Here is a 16,963-nt window from a genome sequence, read left to right as displayed (position 1 = left end):
ATCCACGGTTCACTCTCATTTAGAAAAACCCCTTGCGGGGCGGATCGGAGACGGCGGCTTGCGCCGCTCCAGCTTGGTTTCCCCATCACAAACCGGGGATAAAACGAGGAAAAGGGCGGTAATCAGCAGGAGAAGAAGACAGGTGGTGAGGGAGTAAAACGGCCAGCGTCCTATCGCTGGCCGGGTTAGGGTGGATGGTGGACTCAGTAATCCTGTCAGTGATCAGTCTTCCTCACCGTTCTCACGTTTTATCTGTTCGCTGGCTTCATCCAGCCAGCGTTCAAAATCGTCCAGTTCCAGCGCATCAATTTCACTCGGCTGAAAGCGAAACCACCTCGCCAGTAGCGCCTGCGCTTTCCACAGCAGCGCCGGCTGCGTTATCCAACCCAAGTAGCTGCTGAAATCGTTTTTGCAGCGCCATGTAGTCCTGCGCGTCCATCTCATCAATGTCTTCCGGCACCAGACCGGTCATGCGTGACAGCAGCGCGTCGTCCCAGTTGCTTGGGTCATCGCTGATTTTTTTCACCGCTTTGATGTCTTTGACTTTCAAACGCTTGAGCGAAATGGACTCCACGCGTTGGCCGGCAGAGGTGGTGTAAGGGAATTGCAGAGAATAGGTTTCAGTGTGCATAACGGCTCCTTAGTAAATGTCGGGAGCAGTATCGCGTGCGGCGAGGAATAACGATTTTAAAGTGAATTAGAAAACGAAAGGGGCAGGCATAAGAAAGGGGCCGAAGCCCCTTTCATTACGATAACGTGAATATTGATAATTAACGATGCAGCTCATCTTCTGCAAAGAAGCGAACAACACAGTTACTTAGCGGGTAAGAGGTATCCGTCAGAAAGAAGCCGGCCGCTTTCTGGTTGTCATCTAAATACTTTGATCGACCTGACCAGAAATCAAACGTGCTGCCGATGATGGGTCTGCGCCAGCACGACTCGAATAGGGTAAAGTAAAACCCGCTTCTTCTCCTGCATCCAAAATGTAGACATCCTCACGGCACTGGAAATGAATATTATTTTCCAAGTCGATAATATCAAATACTTTTGCTGACATAGCCACCTCACTGATTGATAGAAACGCCCGCCCCTGGACTGCACCCCAAAAGTTGGACACCCAACTGAGTAAGGTGCAGTTTTTTATGGCAAAGCCAAAATATTCCCTCGAAACCAGATTAGCTGTAGTTAATCACTACCTCGCCGGAAAAGATGGAACACATCGTACAGCTGAACGCTTTGGTGTTGAGAGAACATCAGTGCGACGCTGGGTAAGAGCCTGGCAACTCCATGGTATTGATGGCATTACCTGGAAAAATGACCGCCATTCTCCGGCGTTCCGGATGACTGTTGTCCAGACTGTTCTCAATGAAGAACTTTCGATGCGTGAAGCTGCCGCACGGTTTAATATCTCAACTGAAACCGTTGTCCGGCACTGGGTGAATGTATACAAAGACGCAGGTGAGAAAGGACTTCTGAGCATAAAACCAGGCCGGAGCAAGGACATGACAAAACCCAAAAAAACACCTCCACTTACCGATGCTGCACTGGAAAAGTTATCTCCCGAAGAACTGCGGGCTGAACTTCGTTACCTGCGCGCAGAGAATGCCTATCTAAAAAAGCTGAAGGCCTTAGTTCAAAGCGAGAAAAGCGGCAGAAAGCCGGAATAATCAGTGAGCTAAGGCTGGAGTATGCGCTCGGTGATCTTCTGCGTGCAGCGGGTATGTCCCGTAGTACGTGGTATCACAATATGAATGCGCTGAAGCGAGTGGACAGGCATGCCGGGCTGAAAGATAAAATCAGAGAGATTTACCACTATCACAAAGGGCGTTATGGCTACCGCAGGATCACACTCTCACTGAGAAAACAGGGGTTGTTGGTAAACCATAAAACTGTGCAGAGACTGATGGCGGAGCTGTCACTCCGCTCTCTGATAAGGGTGAAGAAATATCGTGCCTGGAAAGGGGAAATGGGCAAGGCTGCGCCCAATATCCTGAGCCGGAACTTCAGTGCATCGAAAGCCAACGAAAAATGGGTCACGGATGTTACAGAGTTCTCGGTGCAGGGTAAAAAGCTGTACCTGTCGCCGGTTCTCGATCTGTTTAACCGGGAGATTATCTCCTACAGCCTGTCGGAAAGGCCGGTGATGGAGATGGTTAATACGATGCTGCACGATGCGTTCTCAGCGCTCGGACCGGAGGATACACCGCTGCTGCACACGGATCAGGGCTGGCAATACCGAATGGCAGGCTATCAGGCAAAGTTAAAGGCACAGGGTATGACGCAAAGCATGTCACGCAAGGGAAACTGCCTGGATAACGCGGTGATGGAGAACTTCTTCGGCACACTGAAATCGGAGTGTTTTTACCTGAACAGGTTCAGCGATCTGAATGAACTGAGGAAGGCGATAGAGGACTATATCCATTACTATAACAACGAGCGGATCAGCCTGAAATTAAAAGGCCTGAGTCCGGTAGAATACCGAACCCGGGCCCTGATAGCCGCTTAACATGAACTGTCCAACTTTATGGGGTCAGTCCACCCACTGGCGGGCCTGGAAGATAAATTAACCGCCGATATTGGCGCGGTAGCTGTTCAGTTGATCCATACCGCCCACCATGAAGATGTTGGACATATAATCCAGCTCCAGCAGGTCTTCACCGTTCATCACCTGCTTGATGTAGGTGCAATTGAACGCGCTGCTAAAATCCGGGTTTTCGTGCTGCTTGAACGTGCCCAGCGGATTCTTTTTGAACATGATGGTCATGTACGTCACCAGCGGCACTTCTTCAATGCGGCCTTGAGAGCCGTAGCGTTCCACGCTGGAGCGGCACTGTAACGCCAGCGACTGGTACGGGTTCGCCGCCGCAAGCATCGCTTCGCGGTAGAAGGAGTTCCATTTGATCTCACCTTCCAACTTGTCGAAGCCCGCAGGCAGTTCGATCTTGCCGACCATACCCAGCGCTTTATGCTCCTGCATGATCATGGAGACATCCGGCAGTTTGATTTCCTGCGCACGTCCCAGCAGGTTGGTGCCATTGATGTAGATGTTGGCGTTGGTAATACGGTTTACTTCAATTTTCCCGGCCATCAGTTAGTGCCCTCCAGCGTTACCAGGTATTCCGAGGTGATCTCCGCCTCAAAGGTCAGACGCTCAAGCGGCGGCGGCGGAGTGAATTTGTAGTTAAGCAACAGGTACCCAGCCGCCAGCTCGGTTTGCTCGTTACGCGCAGCATCGAACCAGCATTTGAAGCCCAGCAGTGCGCCATCGCCGATCAGCTTGCGGCCATAGGCGTTGACGGATTCCACCAGCGCATCGATCAGCGCCTGATTGATCGGCATGTCGATGTACTGCTGGCTGAAGTAACGGATGGATTCGTTAATCACATCGCCAGTACGACGCACGTTTTCAAAGTTCTTCATGTGCGTCACGGTTGGCCAGGCTGCGGTACGGTTGCCCCACAGACGCAGACCGGAGCCGTAGCTGTTGAAAATGGTGCTGATGCCCTGCTCGTTCAGCAGGTTCACTTCGCTCTGCGGATCGTCAATCATCGCGGACAGTTGGCGCTCTACGCCGGTGATCCCTTTGATTTCCTGATTGGATGACGACCACCAGAAACCTTTTTCCAGATCGACTTTGGCACGCAGGCCGGCAGCACGCGCCGACAGCGGTTCCAGACGTTCGCTGTTGGTTTCCGCGTCGTACACTTTTACGTGCGGATAGCACAGACGAGCGCGTTCAGAGCTGGTGTTGAAGTTGATCGTGCCTTCCGGGCCACGGCCGCTCAGCGCCTGCGCAAAGGTGGTGCCGATTGGCGCATCGATGTAGGCAATCGCGCCCAGTTTGTCGGCCAGTGCGATCAGCTCGGTCGTTACGCTATTTTGCGTACAGAACACCGGCGAAATCAGAATCTTGGCAAAGAAGCCGTACAGGTTGTAGGTATCGTTCAGCAGCTTCATACCGGTGCGTTTGCCCGCGGCGTTGATGCTGCCGATGATGTCGGCGGCAGTCACTTTCGTGACATCAGCAAAGTCGTAAGACGCGCTGACCACAGCGGTCACATCGATGTTTTTACCCAGATTTTTCAGTACGCCGGTTTGTGCATCCAGCGTATAGTCCTGACCTTCGACAAACGGCTGACCGCCTTCTGCCGCCGTCAGCACCAGCTTGGCAACCACACGGTTAGCCAGTTGCGCCGTACCGGTCGCTTTGTCAAAAGTGACTTTTTCTGCGCTCACCGACGATTTGTGTTTCGCCGGATCCAGCACGTTGATGACCAGAACCGTACCTGCTCCGTGATCGTAAATGGCATCCAGCGCCTGTGGGATGGTATAACCGCTGAACTGGCTACCGAACTGTGCCGCATCTTTTTCGGATAGACACAGCGTGACATCATTTACCGCACCCTGCGGCGCCGTACCAATCAACCCGATCACCGCAGATTTGACGGTTTTCACCGGACGAGCACCGGTTTCAACTTCAATGGTTTCTACACCGTGTAAATAATTAGCGGCCAAGGGTCACCTCCGTTGCGCTATCAGCCAGAACCTGATCTGCGACAGGCAGCAAATAGCCCAGCGCGATCAGCGTTTTCACGTACTCATGATCTGCCGGCAGTTCAGTCACCTGAGCGGGCCAAAGCAGGATTTCCTGACCATCTGCCAGCGTGACGCCGCTGGCGGGGCCGGTATAGCGATACTTCATGCGTCTTTCTCCTCATAATTAACCGTGGTAAGCAGCGGACCATCCGTCTGCTCGCGGTCTTCGATAAAAAGGGTTTCTGTGGTGCAATCGATGGCGTAGTGCCAGCGTCCCTCGGTGTAGCCAACATAACGATCACGAACTAACCGAATACCGCGATGACAGTCAGGCAGTCGGTATCCCCCCAGCGCCTGACGGACGGTATCGAGCGTGGCCAGCACGCCGTCTTCGCCATCCAGCTCCGGCAGCAGCACGGCAACCATCAGCTGTGGTCGCTGCGTCTGAACCGGAGAATCCGCATCTTCCGGTACGGAAAATTCGGAACCGTGATACCCCACCAGTACATCGCCAGGTGTCAGGAGATCGGGGCCGAGCAGAATATTTTCTGGGCAGGACGCAATCCGCCGTGCCGGCAAGTGCTGCTTGAGGCGGGCTATCACCGCATCGATAATTGGTCTGGTATTCATATCCGTTCACCCGCAGTGTTGATGGCGCTCTGTTTTGGTGGCACATCGTGTTGATGGCGCTAGTATCCGGATAATGGTTGGCTGCGGCTTTTAATCTGTTTTAGAAAAAACAGAGAAATGACTCACTTGAAGAAATACACATAACACAATGAAAAATAAAAATTACTTCGATAAAAAACGCCAGCACAATCGTACTGGCGCAGAGAAATATGACGACACTGATAACGCGCAAAGACAGAAGTAAAAGCAATCCAAATGGGATTACCGATCCCAATATTTTTCTGGCCGGGCGATGCCAACCATACAGTCAACCGCATATTCCACGACGTCCACGCCAAGACGGGTGAGATTCGCCAGCCAGACGCCGCCTACCTCCTTGGTCAATACCGCCATCTTTCGATCGGCCAGGTAATCCAGCGCATGGCGCAACTCCGGCTCTGAGGCATCGGCATACAGCCGCTGCATCAGCGCTAGCAGGAACATTTCATTCGCGGTGTAAGGCCGCGTTTTATTTAATGCGATAAGCAAGTGCCAACGCATCGATTCCTGTCGGATACGCTGCGTATCAGCCATGATTGCCTCCCACATGCCGTTGCTGCACTAACTCCAGCTTGTTATAAAGTGCATCCAGCTTGGCTTCGATGACCGTCTGACCACGGATGTAATCCTCACGCCGCACGTAAGTCAGTGGCAAATCAGCGCGGAATTCCAGAAACTCACGCTCCAGCCGCGTCCAGCCTTGCTCGCTCTTCTGGCGTGCATTTTCCAGCGCGGCAAAACGCTCGTTCAGCCGTTTTTCAATCTGGGTAAGCAGAATCCGCCCAGCGGCAAACAGGAAGCTCATAAACGACAACAGCAGGCCGACCAGCGACCAGAATTCCACTTCAATCTTCACGTGTTACCTCCCCTGCCTGTTGTAACGCTTCGATGTAGTCCAGCAGCGCGTTAACCTGCGCACTCAGCGCCTGGTACCGCTCTCCGTTGTCGCTGATGTTGGCGAGAATATCGCTCTGGGAGACGCCTGAAAGCTGTAATTCGGTGTTAGCGGTTGCGCCGAGAGCGGACGCTGCGCCAGTGCGGCGGGCAGCGGCGGTAATGTCTGTGGCACCATTGGCGGACAGACCGAAAGCGGCGTTATAGTGCTGCACGAAGCCACGAGTAAACACGCACTGCACAGGCTGAACTTTGCCTTTTTCGTCAATATATTGCTGAGTAACATGGTCGATTTTCCGTTGCAGAGCGACGTTATCCGCCGCCAGTTTTTGACGCGCTGCGATATAGCGCTGTTCGAGCTGATTCCCACGCTCTATCTGTTGCTGATATTGTTCTGCCGCCGCACGTAATAGCTGGTTTTGGGTTTCGGCCTGCTGTTGCTGTAGCAAATTGAATGCTGCCTGCTGTTTCGCCAGCTCGGCATCCCCCAACGCTTGCGCAAGCTGATAGCCTTGATGACGACCGGTCAGATAGACCGCGAGTAGCAACACAACAACAAGCAGGACAGTGACCACGCGTGGCGAAAGAAGGGACTTCAGACTATTGAGAAACAGACTATTCCACACAGCTCGCCCTCCCCCAGCTCAAATACCGTGGTGCCAACTGATGCAAAATACGGTCAGGATAATGGCGATTTTCACGCCAGTTGGCGGCACTGCGCCCGGCATTAACGGTTTCCACATGGCCGAACCAGCGAAGAATGTCCTTCTCGGCAATCTTCGCGCGCTGTTTATCACGCTGTAACCAGCCAAGTCCGCCGTTGTAAGACGACAACGTCATTGCCATGCGTTCGCAATCATTGCTGGCACTGATTCGTGTCCACAGCCAGCGGTCATAACCCGTCAGCGCGCGGATAGCCCAAGCCGGATTAAACGGTTGGTTTGCCCGAAGCTCAGGAACGATACCGCTAAACCAGTCAGCGGTTGTCGGCATAAACTGCGCCAGCCCTTGTGCACCGACGGGCGAGACGGCCCGTGGATTCCAGCCGCTTTCCTGATGCAGTTGCGCGGCAAAGTCTGCAATCGGGGCATTCATGCCCCAATCCAGCCGTGCGCTGCGGATGACATCACTGCGGTACGCCTGCGCGGCACGAGGGATCGTGTCTGCGCAGGCCACAGCACTTAACAATATTGTTTTAAAAAACAGAATGATGAGAAAGTAGCGCATATCACAGCCCCATCGCTACGCCGATGCAAACGGCTGACACAATCAGCGCACGCCGCAGCATCGCAGCAGCAAACACGGTGTGGTGGCCGTCCCGAACCGGGAAACGTCCGCGCGGCACAGGTTCATCACCTTGTTCGAGGAACAAACCGGGGCGCGCTTTAGGAAATAGCGAACGATCCAGCCAGTAACCGAGTACGGCGGCGAGTGAAATAAGCGAGAGCTTATAGACGGTGACGGGAAGCTGTTGTGGTGAAATCAGCCCGATGACAGCAAAGAGAAAAGCGGATGTCACAATCCAGCCGGTAAGACGCGGTTTTTTGATTTTTTTCACGATAAAGCCTCCTGATAAGAACGGAGGCCATTATGCAAAATGCGGATGTTTGATGATTTTAAAGGAGTTTAAGTATTACTGAGGCGCAATACCCTACAAAATTGAACCATTTAAAATGAGGGATTCGTTGCTGGCTGAAACCAGGCCGCCAGTTCCAGAATATCTTTCTCGTTCAGCGTCCCTGCGGTATAGCGCAGTAAGAGCCACGCCTGAAGCCAGCTGTATTTCGCTTCCGCCAGCTCTCGTCGGGCGTTATACCAATCCTGTTCGGCCAGCAGAATATCCAGATTGATGCGTTCGCCGCCCGCGACGCTTAATCGCGTGGCGTTGACCGCTTCTTGTGCCGACGAGGCGGTCATTTGCCAGGCCTTAATTTTCGCCGACCCGTTGTTGTACAGATTGTAGTACTTTTTCAATTCCGCCAGCGTTTGCTTGGTTTGATCGTCCAGTTCCGCCTGACTTTGCTGATATTCCGCTGCGGCCTGCCGCATCGATGCCGAGACGGAACCGCCGGAATAAAGTGGTACGTTCAACTGTAAACCGACACTCTGTGTATCGTATTTCTGGTTGTAGTTATATTCACTTTCCGAACGGCTATCGCGCGATGATGCCACCAGCGACAGCGTGGGTAAATGCCCGGCGCGACTGCGTTCAATTTCATAACGGCTGACCGACAACCCCTCGCGCTGCGTCGCCAGTTTGGCGTTATGTTGCACGGCAAGATCGCGCCACTGCGCCAGCGTCTGCTTGCCTGATTCCGTAGACGGCAGTTGAGTCAGCGTCAGAGGATGCAGCGCCGTGATATCCAGCGCTGTACCCGTCATATTTTCCAGATCGGTGATCGCGGCATCCAGATTGTCCTGCTGCTCAATCCGCTGTGCTTCCATCAGCGTAAAACGCGCTTCCGTTTCCCGCACGTCCGTTAGCGTCCCTTCGCCCGCCAGTAAGAGACGTTTATTCAGCGCCAACTGCTCCTGATACGCCCGCTGTTGCGCATCCAGCAATTGCAGTTTTTCCTGCGCCAGCAGCGCGCTACTCCAGGCTTTATATAACCGTACCATCAGATCCTGACTGCGATCGCGAAAACGCTGGTCGGCCATTAGTGTGCGGGCAACGCCCTGCTGATAGCGCGCCCAGGCTGCATAATCCAGCAGCGGCTGACGCAGCGACAGCGTGGACGTGTAGCTGTTGTAATCACGTTTTAGCGTGTTATTGGTGAAGCTATCCGTTTGGGTGACTTTGGAGTGGCTGCGGTTAGCGCTATAGCCATACTGGAGATTGGGGAGCAGATTGGCACGCCCGATGTTTTCCTCTTCCTGACCTGCCGCACGTTCAAACCCCGCCGCACGAAACTGAGCGTCGTTACGCAGCGCCAACTCCCAAGCATCAAGCAGTCCTAATGCGCTCGCGCCCGAAGAGAGCAGCCCAAACAGCACGATTATCGCGATCCTTTGCATGATTACTCTTCCGTTAATGCCAGATGCAGGCGATCCATTAAAGGCTTAAATAGATAATTGACGAACGACCGCTCCCCAGTACGCACAAACCCTTGTACCGGCATGCCGGGTTTGATTTCCAGTCCCTCCAGCGCACGTTTTCCTGCATCATCCACCATCACGCGCAGGCTGTAATAAGGGGAACCGTCTCGCTCATCCAGCAGGCGGTCGGCGGACAACAGCTCGACCGTTCCCGCTACGCGCGGCGTTGTGCTTTGGTTAAACGCGACGAACTGCAACTCGACGGGTAGCCCCGGCCAGACCTTATCCACCAGTTCCACGGGAAGGCGTGCATCCACCAATAGCGGCTGATCGTCCGGCACGATCTCCAGCAGCGTCTGCCCCGGCGCAATCACACCGCCTTCCGTAAACACTTTCAACCCGACCACCGTGCCGGAAACGGGCGCGCGCATCTGGATATTCGCCAGATTGAAATCGGCTTTTTCCTTCTTGCTGCCCACATCACTCAGCAACGCCTGCACTTCCGCCAGCTCGCTGTTCACTTCTTTGTCGTATTCCTGCTGACGCTGTGCAATCAACAGCGTTTGTTGCTCAATATCACGGCGGATACGGTTCGTATCCCCCGCCAACTGAGCGATGTCGCCGTTAAGCTGCGCCAGCAAACGCTCGTTTTCCAGCATTTTGTTACGCGGGACATAATTTTCCGCCGCCAGTGAACGCAGCCCTTGCAGTTGCTGTTCCAGCGTCTCCCGCTGCTTCTGCTTACTGGACATTACCTGACGTTGAGCGCTGAGTGACGCCTCCATGCCTGCAATACTGGAACGCATTCCTTCAGCTTCAAGCCTGAGTGATTGCTGACGGCTGCGCAGTAAATCACGCTGCAATGCCGTAATTACGCTCATCTCCGGCCTTTCAGCGAGAAGTTTCAGGCGGGGCGTCATCACCATGTCGCTCAGACGCTGCTGCTCGGCAAGCAGTCGCCCTTCCCGTGCCACCAGTTGTAAATACTGCCCATCCAGCCCTTCACTCGCCGAACGCGCATCAACCTCATTTAGCGTGAGCAGAATCTGGCCGGCCTCGACTCTGTCGCCGTCTTTCACCTGAATTTTATCGACAATGCCGCCCTGATTGTGCTGCACAACCTTGCGATTACCGGAAATCACCACGCTGCCATTCACCGTCACGCCCTTATCCAACGGTGCAAACAGTGCCCACAGGAGAAAGCCACCAAACCCGGCAAGCACCAGCAACCACCCCAGACGCACGGCACGTTTTTCATCGCGCTGCGCCGTCTGGTTCATACTCTCTTCGCTTATTTCTGATGCGGACATGTTTTTCCCTGTTGTCGTCATTCCATGTTACCGCTGGACAGCGGCAGAAGGGGCCATTTGTGCCTGATTGGCGGCACGACGCGGCTGCAGTTCGCTCAGAATATCGCGCGCAGGGCCAAAGCGTTGCTGCCTCCCCTGATTAAGCACCAGAATCTTATGCGCCAGCGTCGTTAATGCAGGACGGTGTGTAATCAGTACCACCGTCGCCCCCCGCTTCTGAAGATGCGAGATCGCCTGCGCCAGTGCCATTTCACCTTCGTTATCGAGGCTGGAATTCGGTTCATCAAGCACCAGCAGACAAGGGTCACCATACACCGCACGCGCCAGAGCGATGCGCTGCCGCTGCCCGCCCGACAGCCCGTTGCCGTCAGCGCCGAGAGGGGTGTCATATCCCTGCGGCTGGCTAAGAATCATGTCGTGCACACCAGCCAGCTTCGCCGCCGCCACAATTTTTTCCGCATCATGTTCGCCAAAGCGAGAAATATTCTCCGCCAGCGTGCCCTTAAAGAGCTGTACATCCTGCGGCAGGTAGCCCATCGCCGGGCCAAACGCGGTTTTATCTACCTGGCTGAGATCGGCGCCATCCAGTCGAACCTTGCCGCGCGTCGGAGTCTGTGTCGCCACCAGCAGACGTGCCAGTGTCGATTTCCCCGAACCGGATGCGCCCAGAATCGCCAGCGTTTCTCCGGCCTGAAGCGAGAAATGGATGTCCTGCAACCTGGCCGCCCCTTGTGGCGTCTGCAACAGCAGATTCTCGACGCTGAGCTGGCCAACTGGCGCAGGCAACGCCATCGGCGTCGCTTTCGGCGGATATGCCGCCATGATACGACTCAGTCGATGCCAGGCCTGACGAGCGCTGCTTAACGGTTTCCAAATACCAATAAACTGATCGATAGGACTCAGCACACGCCCGATAAGAATTGATCCCGCAATCATCATGCCCGGCGTAATCTCGCCCTTAATCGCGAGCAAGGCACCCACGCCGAGCATCAGCGATTGCAGAAAAACGCGTGCATGTTTGGATGCCGCGCCGACAACCGCAGCCCGTTCACTTGCCAGATTTTGCAAGGTAATAAAGCGGTAGTGTTGCCCCAGCCAGCGGCGGCGCAAATTAGGCAGCATCCCCATCGATTCAATAACTTCTGCATTGCGCAGTTGCGTATCCGCAAGATGAGTCGCCTGTAGCGCTTCATGGTTAGCCTCTTCCAAAGGCGATGTGGTGAGATACTGATTCAGCCACGCCAGCAGCACCAACACCACCGTCCCTCCCAGCGCCACCAGACCGAGAACCGGGTGGATCAGGAACAGCACCAATAAAAAGAAGGGAAACCAGGGAATATCAAAGAAGGCAAACAGTGAATTGCCCGTAATGAACTGCCGCAATAGCGTGAGATCGTTCAGCGCCTGACCCGCTTTGGCCTCACCGGCTTCCAGATTGCGCTCAAACGCGGCGTTGAAGACCTGTTGATTCAGTTGTAGATCGATCCGGGTTCCGAGTCTGACAACAAGCAGGCTGCGCACCCATTCGAGTGCCGCCATGAATACCCCTAGCCCAGCAATCAGCAGGGTAAGCATCAGCAGCGTAGTGCCATTCCCCGACGCCAGTACGCGATCGTAAACCTGAAGCATATAGATAGAAGGCGACAGCATCAGTAGATTAACGATGGCGCTGAAAATCCCAATGCTCCAAAAGCTGCGCCGGAAAGGACGCAGTATACTCAACAACGAACGTTCCTTATTTGCTAGTTGACTCACTGCGTTTGCCTCTCCTGTCAGGGCTGTTTATGCAACGTCCGTGTACTGCCATCAGGCAATGTCAGCGTATAGCCCTCTTTTTCCTTGCTAAAAAACGCGACGGACTGCCCCTGCGCTTTCGTCAGCGTGATACCGTCCGGCGTCGGCCGCCACCCGGCAGGCACATCTGGCAGCAGCACTTTTAAACACTGTGCATCACCCTCAAGACGCCAGGTATTATCCACTAACGGTGTATTGTGCAGCACAACCTCACACTGCTGTTCTCCGCCACGCAATTGCCATACGCCGCTTAGTTCACTTGCTGAAGGCAATTTCAGACTACTTGCCATACATCCTCCGCTTATTGCACTTAACAACGCCGCGATGATTAACTTTTTCATAGTGGCCCCTAGTCGATAACAGAAAAGGACGGGGGTTTCCCCGTCCTTGCTACATCACACGATAAAATCGGTTGCCGCAGAAGGCTGACCAACAATATGCACAACAAAGTCTGCCGTGGTCTGACCCGCAAAATTCAGCCATAGATCAGTGGTATTGCTATCTGCATTCCAGTTAAGCAGTGCTTCATTGCCACGTCCGGTGAACGCATCAACAAACTGCAAATCTTTATTTTGATTCAACGCTGACAGGTCGATTTTGTCGATGCCGCGTTGGAAGTCCGTGATGGTGTCATAACCATTCTTATAGGAGGAGTCGCTCGCGCTGGCGTAAACAAAAATATCTTTGCCCGCACCGCCCGTCAGCGTATCCGCACCGCCGCCACCGTAAATAACGTCATTACCCGCGCCACCATTCAGGATATTATTCGCGTCATTGCCGATAATAATATCGTTGCCGGAGCCACCAATCGCGTTTTCGATCGTGACGCCATGGGCAATAGAGACGTTACCTTTCAGGCCGCCAACATCAGAGAATCCGCCTTCATTCAGGTTAATACGCTGATCGTTTCTGTAGCCAGAGAAATCAAACGTATCCGTACCGCCCGCATCCCAAACGGAGAAGATCAGTTTGTCACTGCTGCTATTCGCTGAATAGAAATCACGGCCAGTATTGGAGTTGAAGCCGTATACCGTGTCACCGGTACGCGTGTTCATGTTTGCACCGTAAAGATATTGGATTGCCGTGATGTCATCAATCAGCGGACCTGCGGCATAGTGCCCCTGAAAATCCCCTCCAGTGTTCTGCTCACTCCAGTAGCTCATCAGGCTGAACTGGCGCGTATCTTCAGCGTAAGTCACATCGCGGTAGGTCGGATTGCCTTCGCCAGCATTGTAAGAACCTGGGTGGTTCAGGCCCAGCGCATGACCGATTTCATGCGTCAGCGTCTGCTTACCGTATTCCGTCGCCGGGTTACGCACCGTGTCGGAGTTGTAGTTAAACCAGGCACTGCCCGCCGCCGAGTGGTTACCCGGCATATAAGCGTAAGCCTGAGTATCGTAGTCCAGACGACCACTTGAATCACGGGTGTAGTTACCAAACGTGATGGTGGCTTTTTGGGTAGGACTAACCTGGGTAAATGTAATATTGGCGACATCTGACCACGATTGCAGAGACAGTTTGGCTTGCTGCTCTTGGGCTGCGCTGAATTTCACAAAGCCCTGATCGCCAGAAGGGATAGACCGCACGTTCTGTAAGAACGAATAGGTCAGATTAGCGGATTTGCCGAATACGTTCGTGCCATTCCAGGTCAGACCGTCGCGGACAATTTCCTTGGCTGCCAGATCGCTTGTGAACGAGGGTTTGCCATTAAGCTGTCCATCGCCACGGGAATGATAATTATACAGATCGTACACATCACTATATCCTGTACCCGCTGCATGCAATGCCGATCCAGCGGTATCCTTATCTTCATCTCGTAAAGCCATCTTTTCTTCTCCATAAGTCTGATCGGGATGATCAGAATCCTAAATCCCTTCATGCAATGGCTATATTGCATGTACCGCGCGTGGTAGCGGGCTAATCGTCTCCTGGGTAGATAAAGCTCACTATACCCGTCACACTTCAAGTTGCATGTGCGTTGGCCGCGTTCAGTCACCCGAATCACTTACCAGTGTAAGCTCATCGGGATTCCCTCGCTTGCCGCCTTCCTGAAACTCGAATTATTTAGGGTATAAAAATATTTATATAAAAAACTCATATAAATAAAAATTATCTCTATAAGGAAATAATTAAGAAAGAAAGCCAATTAATTTCGTTATTATCAAATGATAAATAATAAGACCATAGTGACTAGTTTTTATTATTAGTATGGATATGAACAGCAAGAGAGACGGATGCTAAACAGCATTCATTTTTGAAAAGTAAGGGATTTTTATTAACTGCGTTAATTCTCATCGTGATACCCTTCCATGGTTGATAAAAATTGTGCCGAGCAATGACATATTTTGTCACACGTATTAACGGCATCCTTGCTGTTCGGAGACAAATCTAACAAATAAGAATAAAAAAATATAGCGTTAAATTAGGGATTAATTACGCCTTTATTCAGCGAACGGATAGAGAGGAATTTGTTATGGCATATCTCGCTGTTCGATCGGGAAGACGGGCAGCGCCGCGAGCAACTGTGCGCCATAGCCTTTAGTCAACAGGCGGCGATCGTAAATGACGATTTCGCCAAAGCAGTCATGGCTGCGAATCAGGCGTCCAACCTGCTGGATGAGGTTAAATGAGGCGCTGGGTAAGCTTTGTACGATAAACGGGTGCCGTTTGAGGCTTTTTAGCCACTCGCCTTCCGTCAGAATCACCGGGCTGTCGATGGGCGGAAACGCGATTTTATGGATATGCACCTGAGAAAGGAGATCCCCTTTCAGATCCAACCCTTCCGCAAAAGATTGTAAGCCAATCAGCACGCTCGTCTGACCTTCCTGTACCCGCTGACGATGTAACTCAACCAGCCTGTAGCGCGGCTTATCTCCCTGAACCAGCAGCATCAGGCGTAAATCGGTCACCTGCGTCAGAAATAGCTGCATGGCACGCTGGCTGGCAAACAGCATCAGTATCCCTTTATGCTTATCCTGCTTTAACTCCGCCCGGAAAAACTGCGCCATTTCAGCAACATGCTGCGCTTCCGATTCCATCAGCGGTTCATAGCGCATTTTGGGAATCACCAAACGCCCCTGCTCACGGTGGTTAAACGGCGAATCCAGCGCAATGAACGTATCGCCTTCCTGCTCACCCAGACCGGAAAGTTCCTGTAGGCGCGCGAAACTGTTCAGCGAGCGCAGCGTTGCCGAGGTCACCACGACGTGCGACACCTTACTCCACAGTAGCCTTTCAAGCTGGTCGCAGACGCGGATTCCCGCGCAGTGCAGGTGAAGATGCGGCTGGTTATCACGCATTTCCCGCGTGATCCATTTGGAAACCGGCGCATTCGAGGATTTTTCCATTGCCGCCAGCCGCCACAGTTTACTCATAGACTCAAGGTAGCCCTGCTGGCGGCTCATTTTCAACAAGGCATGATAGACCCGCACCACATCATGCTTCCCAGTTTTCTCACTCAGGTCGTTAAGCATATACTCAGCCAGCGCCCGCAGCGTGTCGGTCAATTTGAACAACCGAACGCAGAGTTCGCGCATTTCATCCGGCATTTTGCCCATCGCAAAGCGGTACTCGGTTTCCTGCCGGTCAGGCGGAAGGAACAGACCGCACATTTGCGAGAAAAACAGCACGCACTCGCGGATCTCCTCACAGTGGCTGGTTAACCGTTCGCTGTTAGCGAGCCGCGGTGGTGATTTAGGGGCAAACTGCGCCATACATTGCCCGATGAGCTGCACCAGCTGTTCCAACTGCGCCATCATATAAGCGGGATGAATATCACCGGACATCTCCAGCGTATCGCGGGCAACGTCAGGAATATGGTGCCCTTCATCGAGCACCAGCAGGAGATTCTTAGGGGGAGGCAGTACCGACTCACTTTCCATCGCCGCCATTACCAGCGCATGGTTGGTGACAACCACATCGGCCTGTTCGATCTCACGCCGTGCGATGAAGAACGGGCACTCACGATAGTAATGGCAGTTGTGCGCGAGACAGTTCGCTTTGTCGGTACTTAGCTTCTGCCACAGGCTATCGTCAATCGTATCCTGATAATGGTCGCGCAGTCCGTCCCAGGCGTAACCTTGCAGCGCCTTTTCGAGCCGCACACAGGTACGCTTTTCCTCCTTGCTGGCGGACATCAGTTCATCATCCAGAAAGAGCGGTAAATCCCCCTGCGCATCGGGATCGGTGGCCAGCATCGCCAGATTGCGCGGGCAAATATAACGACGACGACCAAATGCGGCGGTAAATTTCAGTTCGGGAATAAACTTCTGCAACAGCGGCAAATCTTTGCTGTAAATCTGATCCTGCAACGCCACATTCGCCGTGCTGACCACCAGCGTTTTATCCTCCGCACGCCCCACCGCAATGCCCGGAATCAGGTAAGAAAGCGTTTTCCCGACGCCGGTTGGCGCTTCAATAGCCAGATGGCGCGGGTAATCCCCCGCCAGCGTTTTCGCCACTTCGGCAATCATCTGTCGCTGGGGAACGCGGGAAATAAAATCCGGGATTTGTTCTTGCAGGGCCTTATACCATTGACCAATCTGCAATTTTATTGCGGGGGACAGCGTCATGCATACTCTGTATTTGTGTAATCTGACCGCCATTGTCCCACAGACGCTCGGCGACGTCAGCCGATATCACCGTCCATTCCAACCTCGACAATCTTCCGCCCAACGATTAGGGTAAGTTATTCTTTTTACCAGACACATATGTTTATCAAACAC

The 16,963-nt window shown here is 53.3% G+C and carries 19 protein-coding genes; 1 reads left to right on the top strand and 18 read right to left on the bottom strand.

Annotated elements, in window-relative coordinates; genetic code table 11:
- Positions 1-222 precede the first annotated feature (222 nt).
- The 3 genes from O1Q74_RS20245 to O1Q74_RS06765 form a co-directional block, all read right to left on the bottom strand.
- Positions 223-366, bottom strand: coding sequence for a GpE family phage tail protein (locus O1Q74_RS20245; protein ID WP_094431851.1), 144 nt, complete (start codon positions 364-366; stop codon positions 223-225).
- A complete protein-coding gene (locus O1Q74_RS06770) occupies positions 311-631 on the bottom strand; it encodes a phage tail assembly protein (RefSeq protein ID WP_225087738.1) in 321 nt (106 codons plus the stop codon). Before O1Q74_RS06770 ends, O1Q74_RS20245 begins: the two co-directional genes overlap by 56 nt.
- A 240-nt stretch (positions 632-871) precedes the next feature.
- Positions 872-1,057, bottom strand: coding sequence for a hypothetical protein (locus tag O1Q74_RS06765; protein ID WP_271877381.1), 186 nt, complete (start codon positions 1,055-1,057; stop codon positions 872-874).
- 85 nt (positions 1,058-1,142) lie between these two features.
- Between O1Q74_RS06765 and O1Q74_RS06760 the strand changes: the two genes are divergently transcribed.
- Positions 1,143-2,506 (top strand): IS3 family transposase gene (locus tag O1Q74_RS06760; RefSeq protein ID WP_271873361.1). Its coding sequence is split into 2 segments (ribosomal slippage): positions 1,143-1,620 and positions 1,620-2,506, totalling 1,365 coding nucleotides; the frame shifts between segments, so codons are not numbered across the junction.
- Between the two features lie 57 nt (positions 2,507-2,563).
- Here O1Q74_RS06760 and O1Q74_RS06755 read toward each other — a convergent pair.
- The 15 genes from O1Q74_RS06755 to dinG all read right to left on the bottom strand — a co-directional run bounded on the left by O1Q74_RS06755 (position 2,564) and on the right by dinG (position 16,810).
- Positions 2,564-3,088 carry a phage major tail tube protein gene (locus O1Q74_RS06755; RefSeq protein WP_271877378.1) on the bottom strand — a complete coding sequence of 175 codons (525 nt, stop codon included), beginning with the start codon at positions 3,086-3,088 and terminating at the stop codon, positions 2,564-2,566.
- A complete protein-coding gene (locus O1Q74_RS06750; protein ID WP_271877375.1) occupies positions 3,088-4,515 on the bottom strand; it encodes a phage tail sheath subtilisin-like domain-containing protein in 1,428 nt (475 codons plus the stop codon). Before O1Q74_RS06750 ends, O1Q74_RS06755 begins: the two co-directional genes overlap by 1 nt.
- Positions 4,505-4,702: a hypothetical protein gene (locus O1Q74_RS06745; RefSeq protein ID WP_010281040.1), complete on the bottom strand. Its 198-nt coding sequence runs from the start codon at positions 4,700-4,702 to the stop codon at positions 4,505-4,507. Before O1Q74_RS06745 ends, O1Q74_RS06750 begins: the two co-directional genes overlap by 11 nt.
- Positions 4,699-5,166, bottom strand: a complete 468-nt coding sequence (locus O1Q74_RS06740; protein ID WP_271877369.1) for a Gp37 family protein — start codon at positions 5,164-5,166, stop codon at positions 4,699-4,701. Before O1Q74_RS06740 ends, O1Q74_RS06745 begins: the two co-directional genes overlap by 4 nt.
- Positions 5,167-5,427: 261 nt before the next feature.
- A complete protein-coding gene (locus O1Q74_RS06735; protein WP_039532748.1) occupies positions 5,428-5,739 on the bottom strand; it encodes a hypothetical protein in 312 nt (103 codons plus the stop codon).
- Positions 5,732-6,061 carry a hypothetical protein gene (locus tag O1Q74_RS06730; RefSeq protein WP_015839828.1) on the bottom strand — a complete coding sequence of 110 codons (330 nt, stop codon included), beginning with the start codon at positions 6,059-6,061 and terminating at the stop codon, positions 5,732-5,734. Before O1Q74_RS06730 ends, O1Q74_RS06735 begins: the two co-directional genes overlap by 8 nt.
- Entirely contained in the window at positions 6,051-6,725 is a 675-nt protein-coding gene (locus O1Q74_RS06725; protein WP_271877364.1) for a hypothetical protein, read from the bottom strand. The genes O1Q74_RS06730 and O1Q74_RS06725 overlap by 11 nt, the downstream gene beginning before the upstream one ends.
- On the bottom strand, positions 6,715-7,326 hold the full coding sequence (locus O1Q74_RS06720) for a transglycosylase SLT domain-containing protein (protein WP_271877362.1): 612 nt from the start codon (positions 7,324-7,326) through the stop codon (positions 6,715-6,717). The genes O1Q74_RS06725 and O1Q74_RS06720 overlap by 11 nt, the downstream gene beginning before the upstream one ends.
- Position 7,327: 1 nt before the next feature.
- On the bottom strand, positions 7,328-7,657 hold the full coding sequence (locus O1Q74_RS06715; RefSeq protein WP_010281025.1) for a putative holin: 330 nt from the start codon (positions 7,655-7,657) through the stop codon (positions 7,328-7,330).
- A gap of 110 nt (positions 7,658-7,767) precedes the next feature.
- Positions 7,768-9,114 carry a TolC family outer membrane protein gene (locus tag O1Q74_RS06710; RefSeq protein WP_271877357.1) on the bottom strand — a complete coding sequence of 449 codons (1,347 nt, stop codon included), beginning with the start codon at positions 9,112-9,114 and terminating at the stop codon, positions 7,768-7,770.
- Between the two features lie 2 nt (positions 9,115-9,116).
- Positions 9,117-10,445 carry an HlyD family type I secretion periplasmic adaptor subunit gene (locus O1Q74_RS06705; protein WP_271877354.1) on the bottom strand — a complete coding sequence of 443 codons (1,329 nt, stop codon included), beginning with the start codon at positions 10,443-10,445 and terminating at the stop codon, positions 9,117-9,119.
- A gap of 27 nt (positions 10,446-10,472) precedes the next feature.
- On the bottom strand, positions 10,473-12,200 hold the full coding sequence (locus O1Q74_RS06700) for a type I secretion system permease/ATPase (RefSeq protein ID WP_271877351.1): 1,728 nt from the start codon (positions 12,198-12,200) through the stop codon (positions 10,473-10,475).
- Positions 12,201-12,217: 17 nt separating this feature from the next.
- Entirely contained in the window at positions 12,218-12,529 is a 312-nt protein-coding gene (locus tag O1Q74_RS06695) for a protease inhibitor Inh/omp19 family protein (protein ID WP_271877348.1), read from the bottom strand.
- 105 nt (positions 12,530-12,634) lie between these two features.
- Positions 12,635-14,065 (bottom strand): serralysin family metalloprotease, encoded by a 1,431-nt coding sequence (locus O1Q74_RS06690; protein WP_271877346.1) that lies wholly within the window; start codon positions 14,063-14,065, stop codon positions 12,635-12,637.
- A 645-nt stretch (positions 14,066-14,710) separates the two neighbouring features.
- Positions 14,711-16,810 (bottom strand): ATP-dependent DNA helicase DinG, encoded by a 2,100-nt coding sequence (gene dinG, locus O1Q74_RS06685; RefSeq protein WP_271877343.1) that lies wholly within the window; start codon positions 16,808-16,810, stop codon positions 14,711-14,713.
- Positions 16,811-16,963: the final 153 nt, after the last annotated feature.

This window comes from Pectobacterium sp. A5351, from assembly GCF_028335745.1.
In the GTDB taxonomy this organism is placed as follows: Bacteria; Pseudomonadota; Gammaproteobacteria; order Enterobacterales; family Enterobacteriaceae; genus Pectobacterium.
This window is presented reverse-complemented; position numbering and strand designations above follow the sequence as displayed.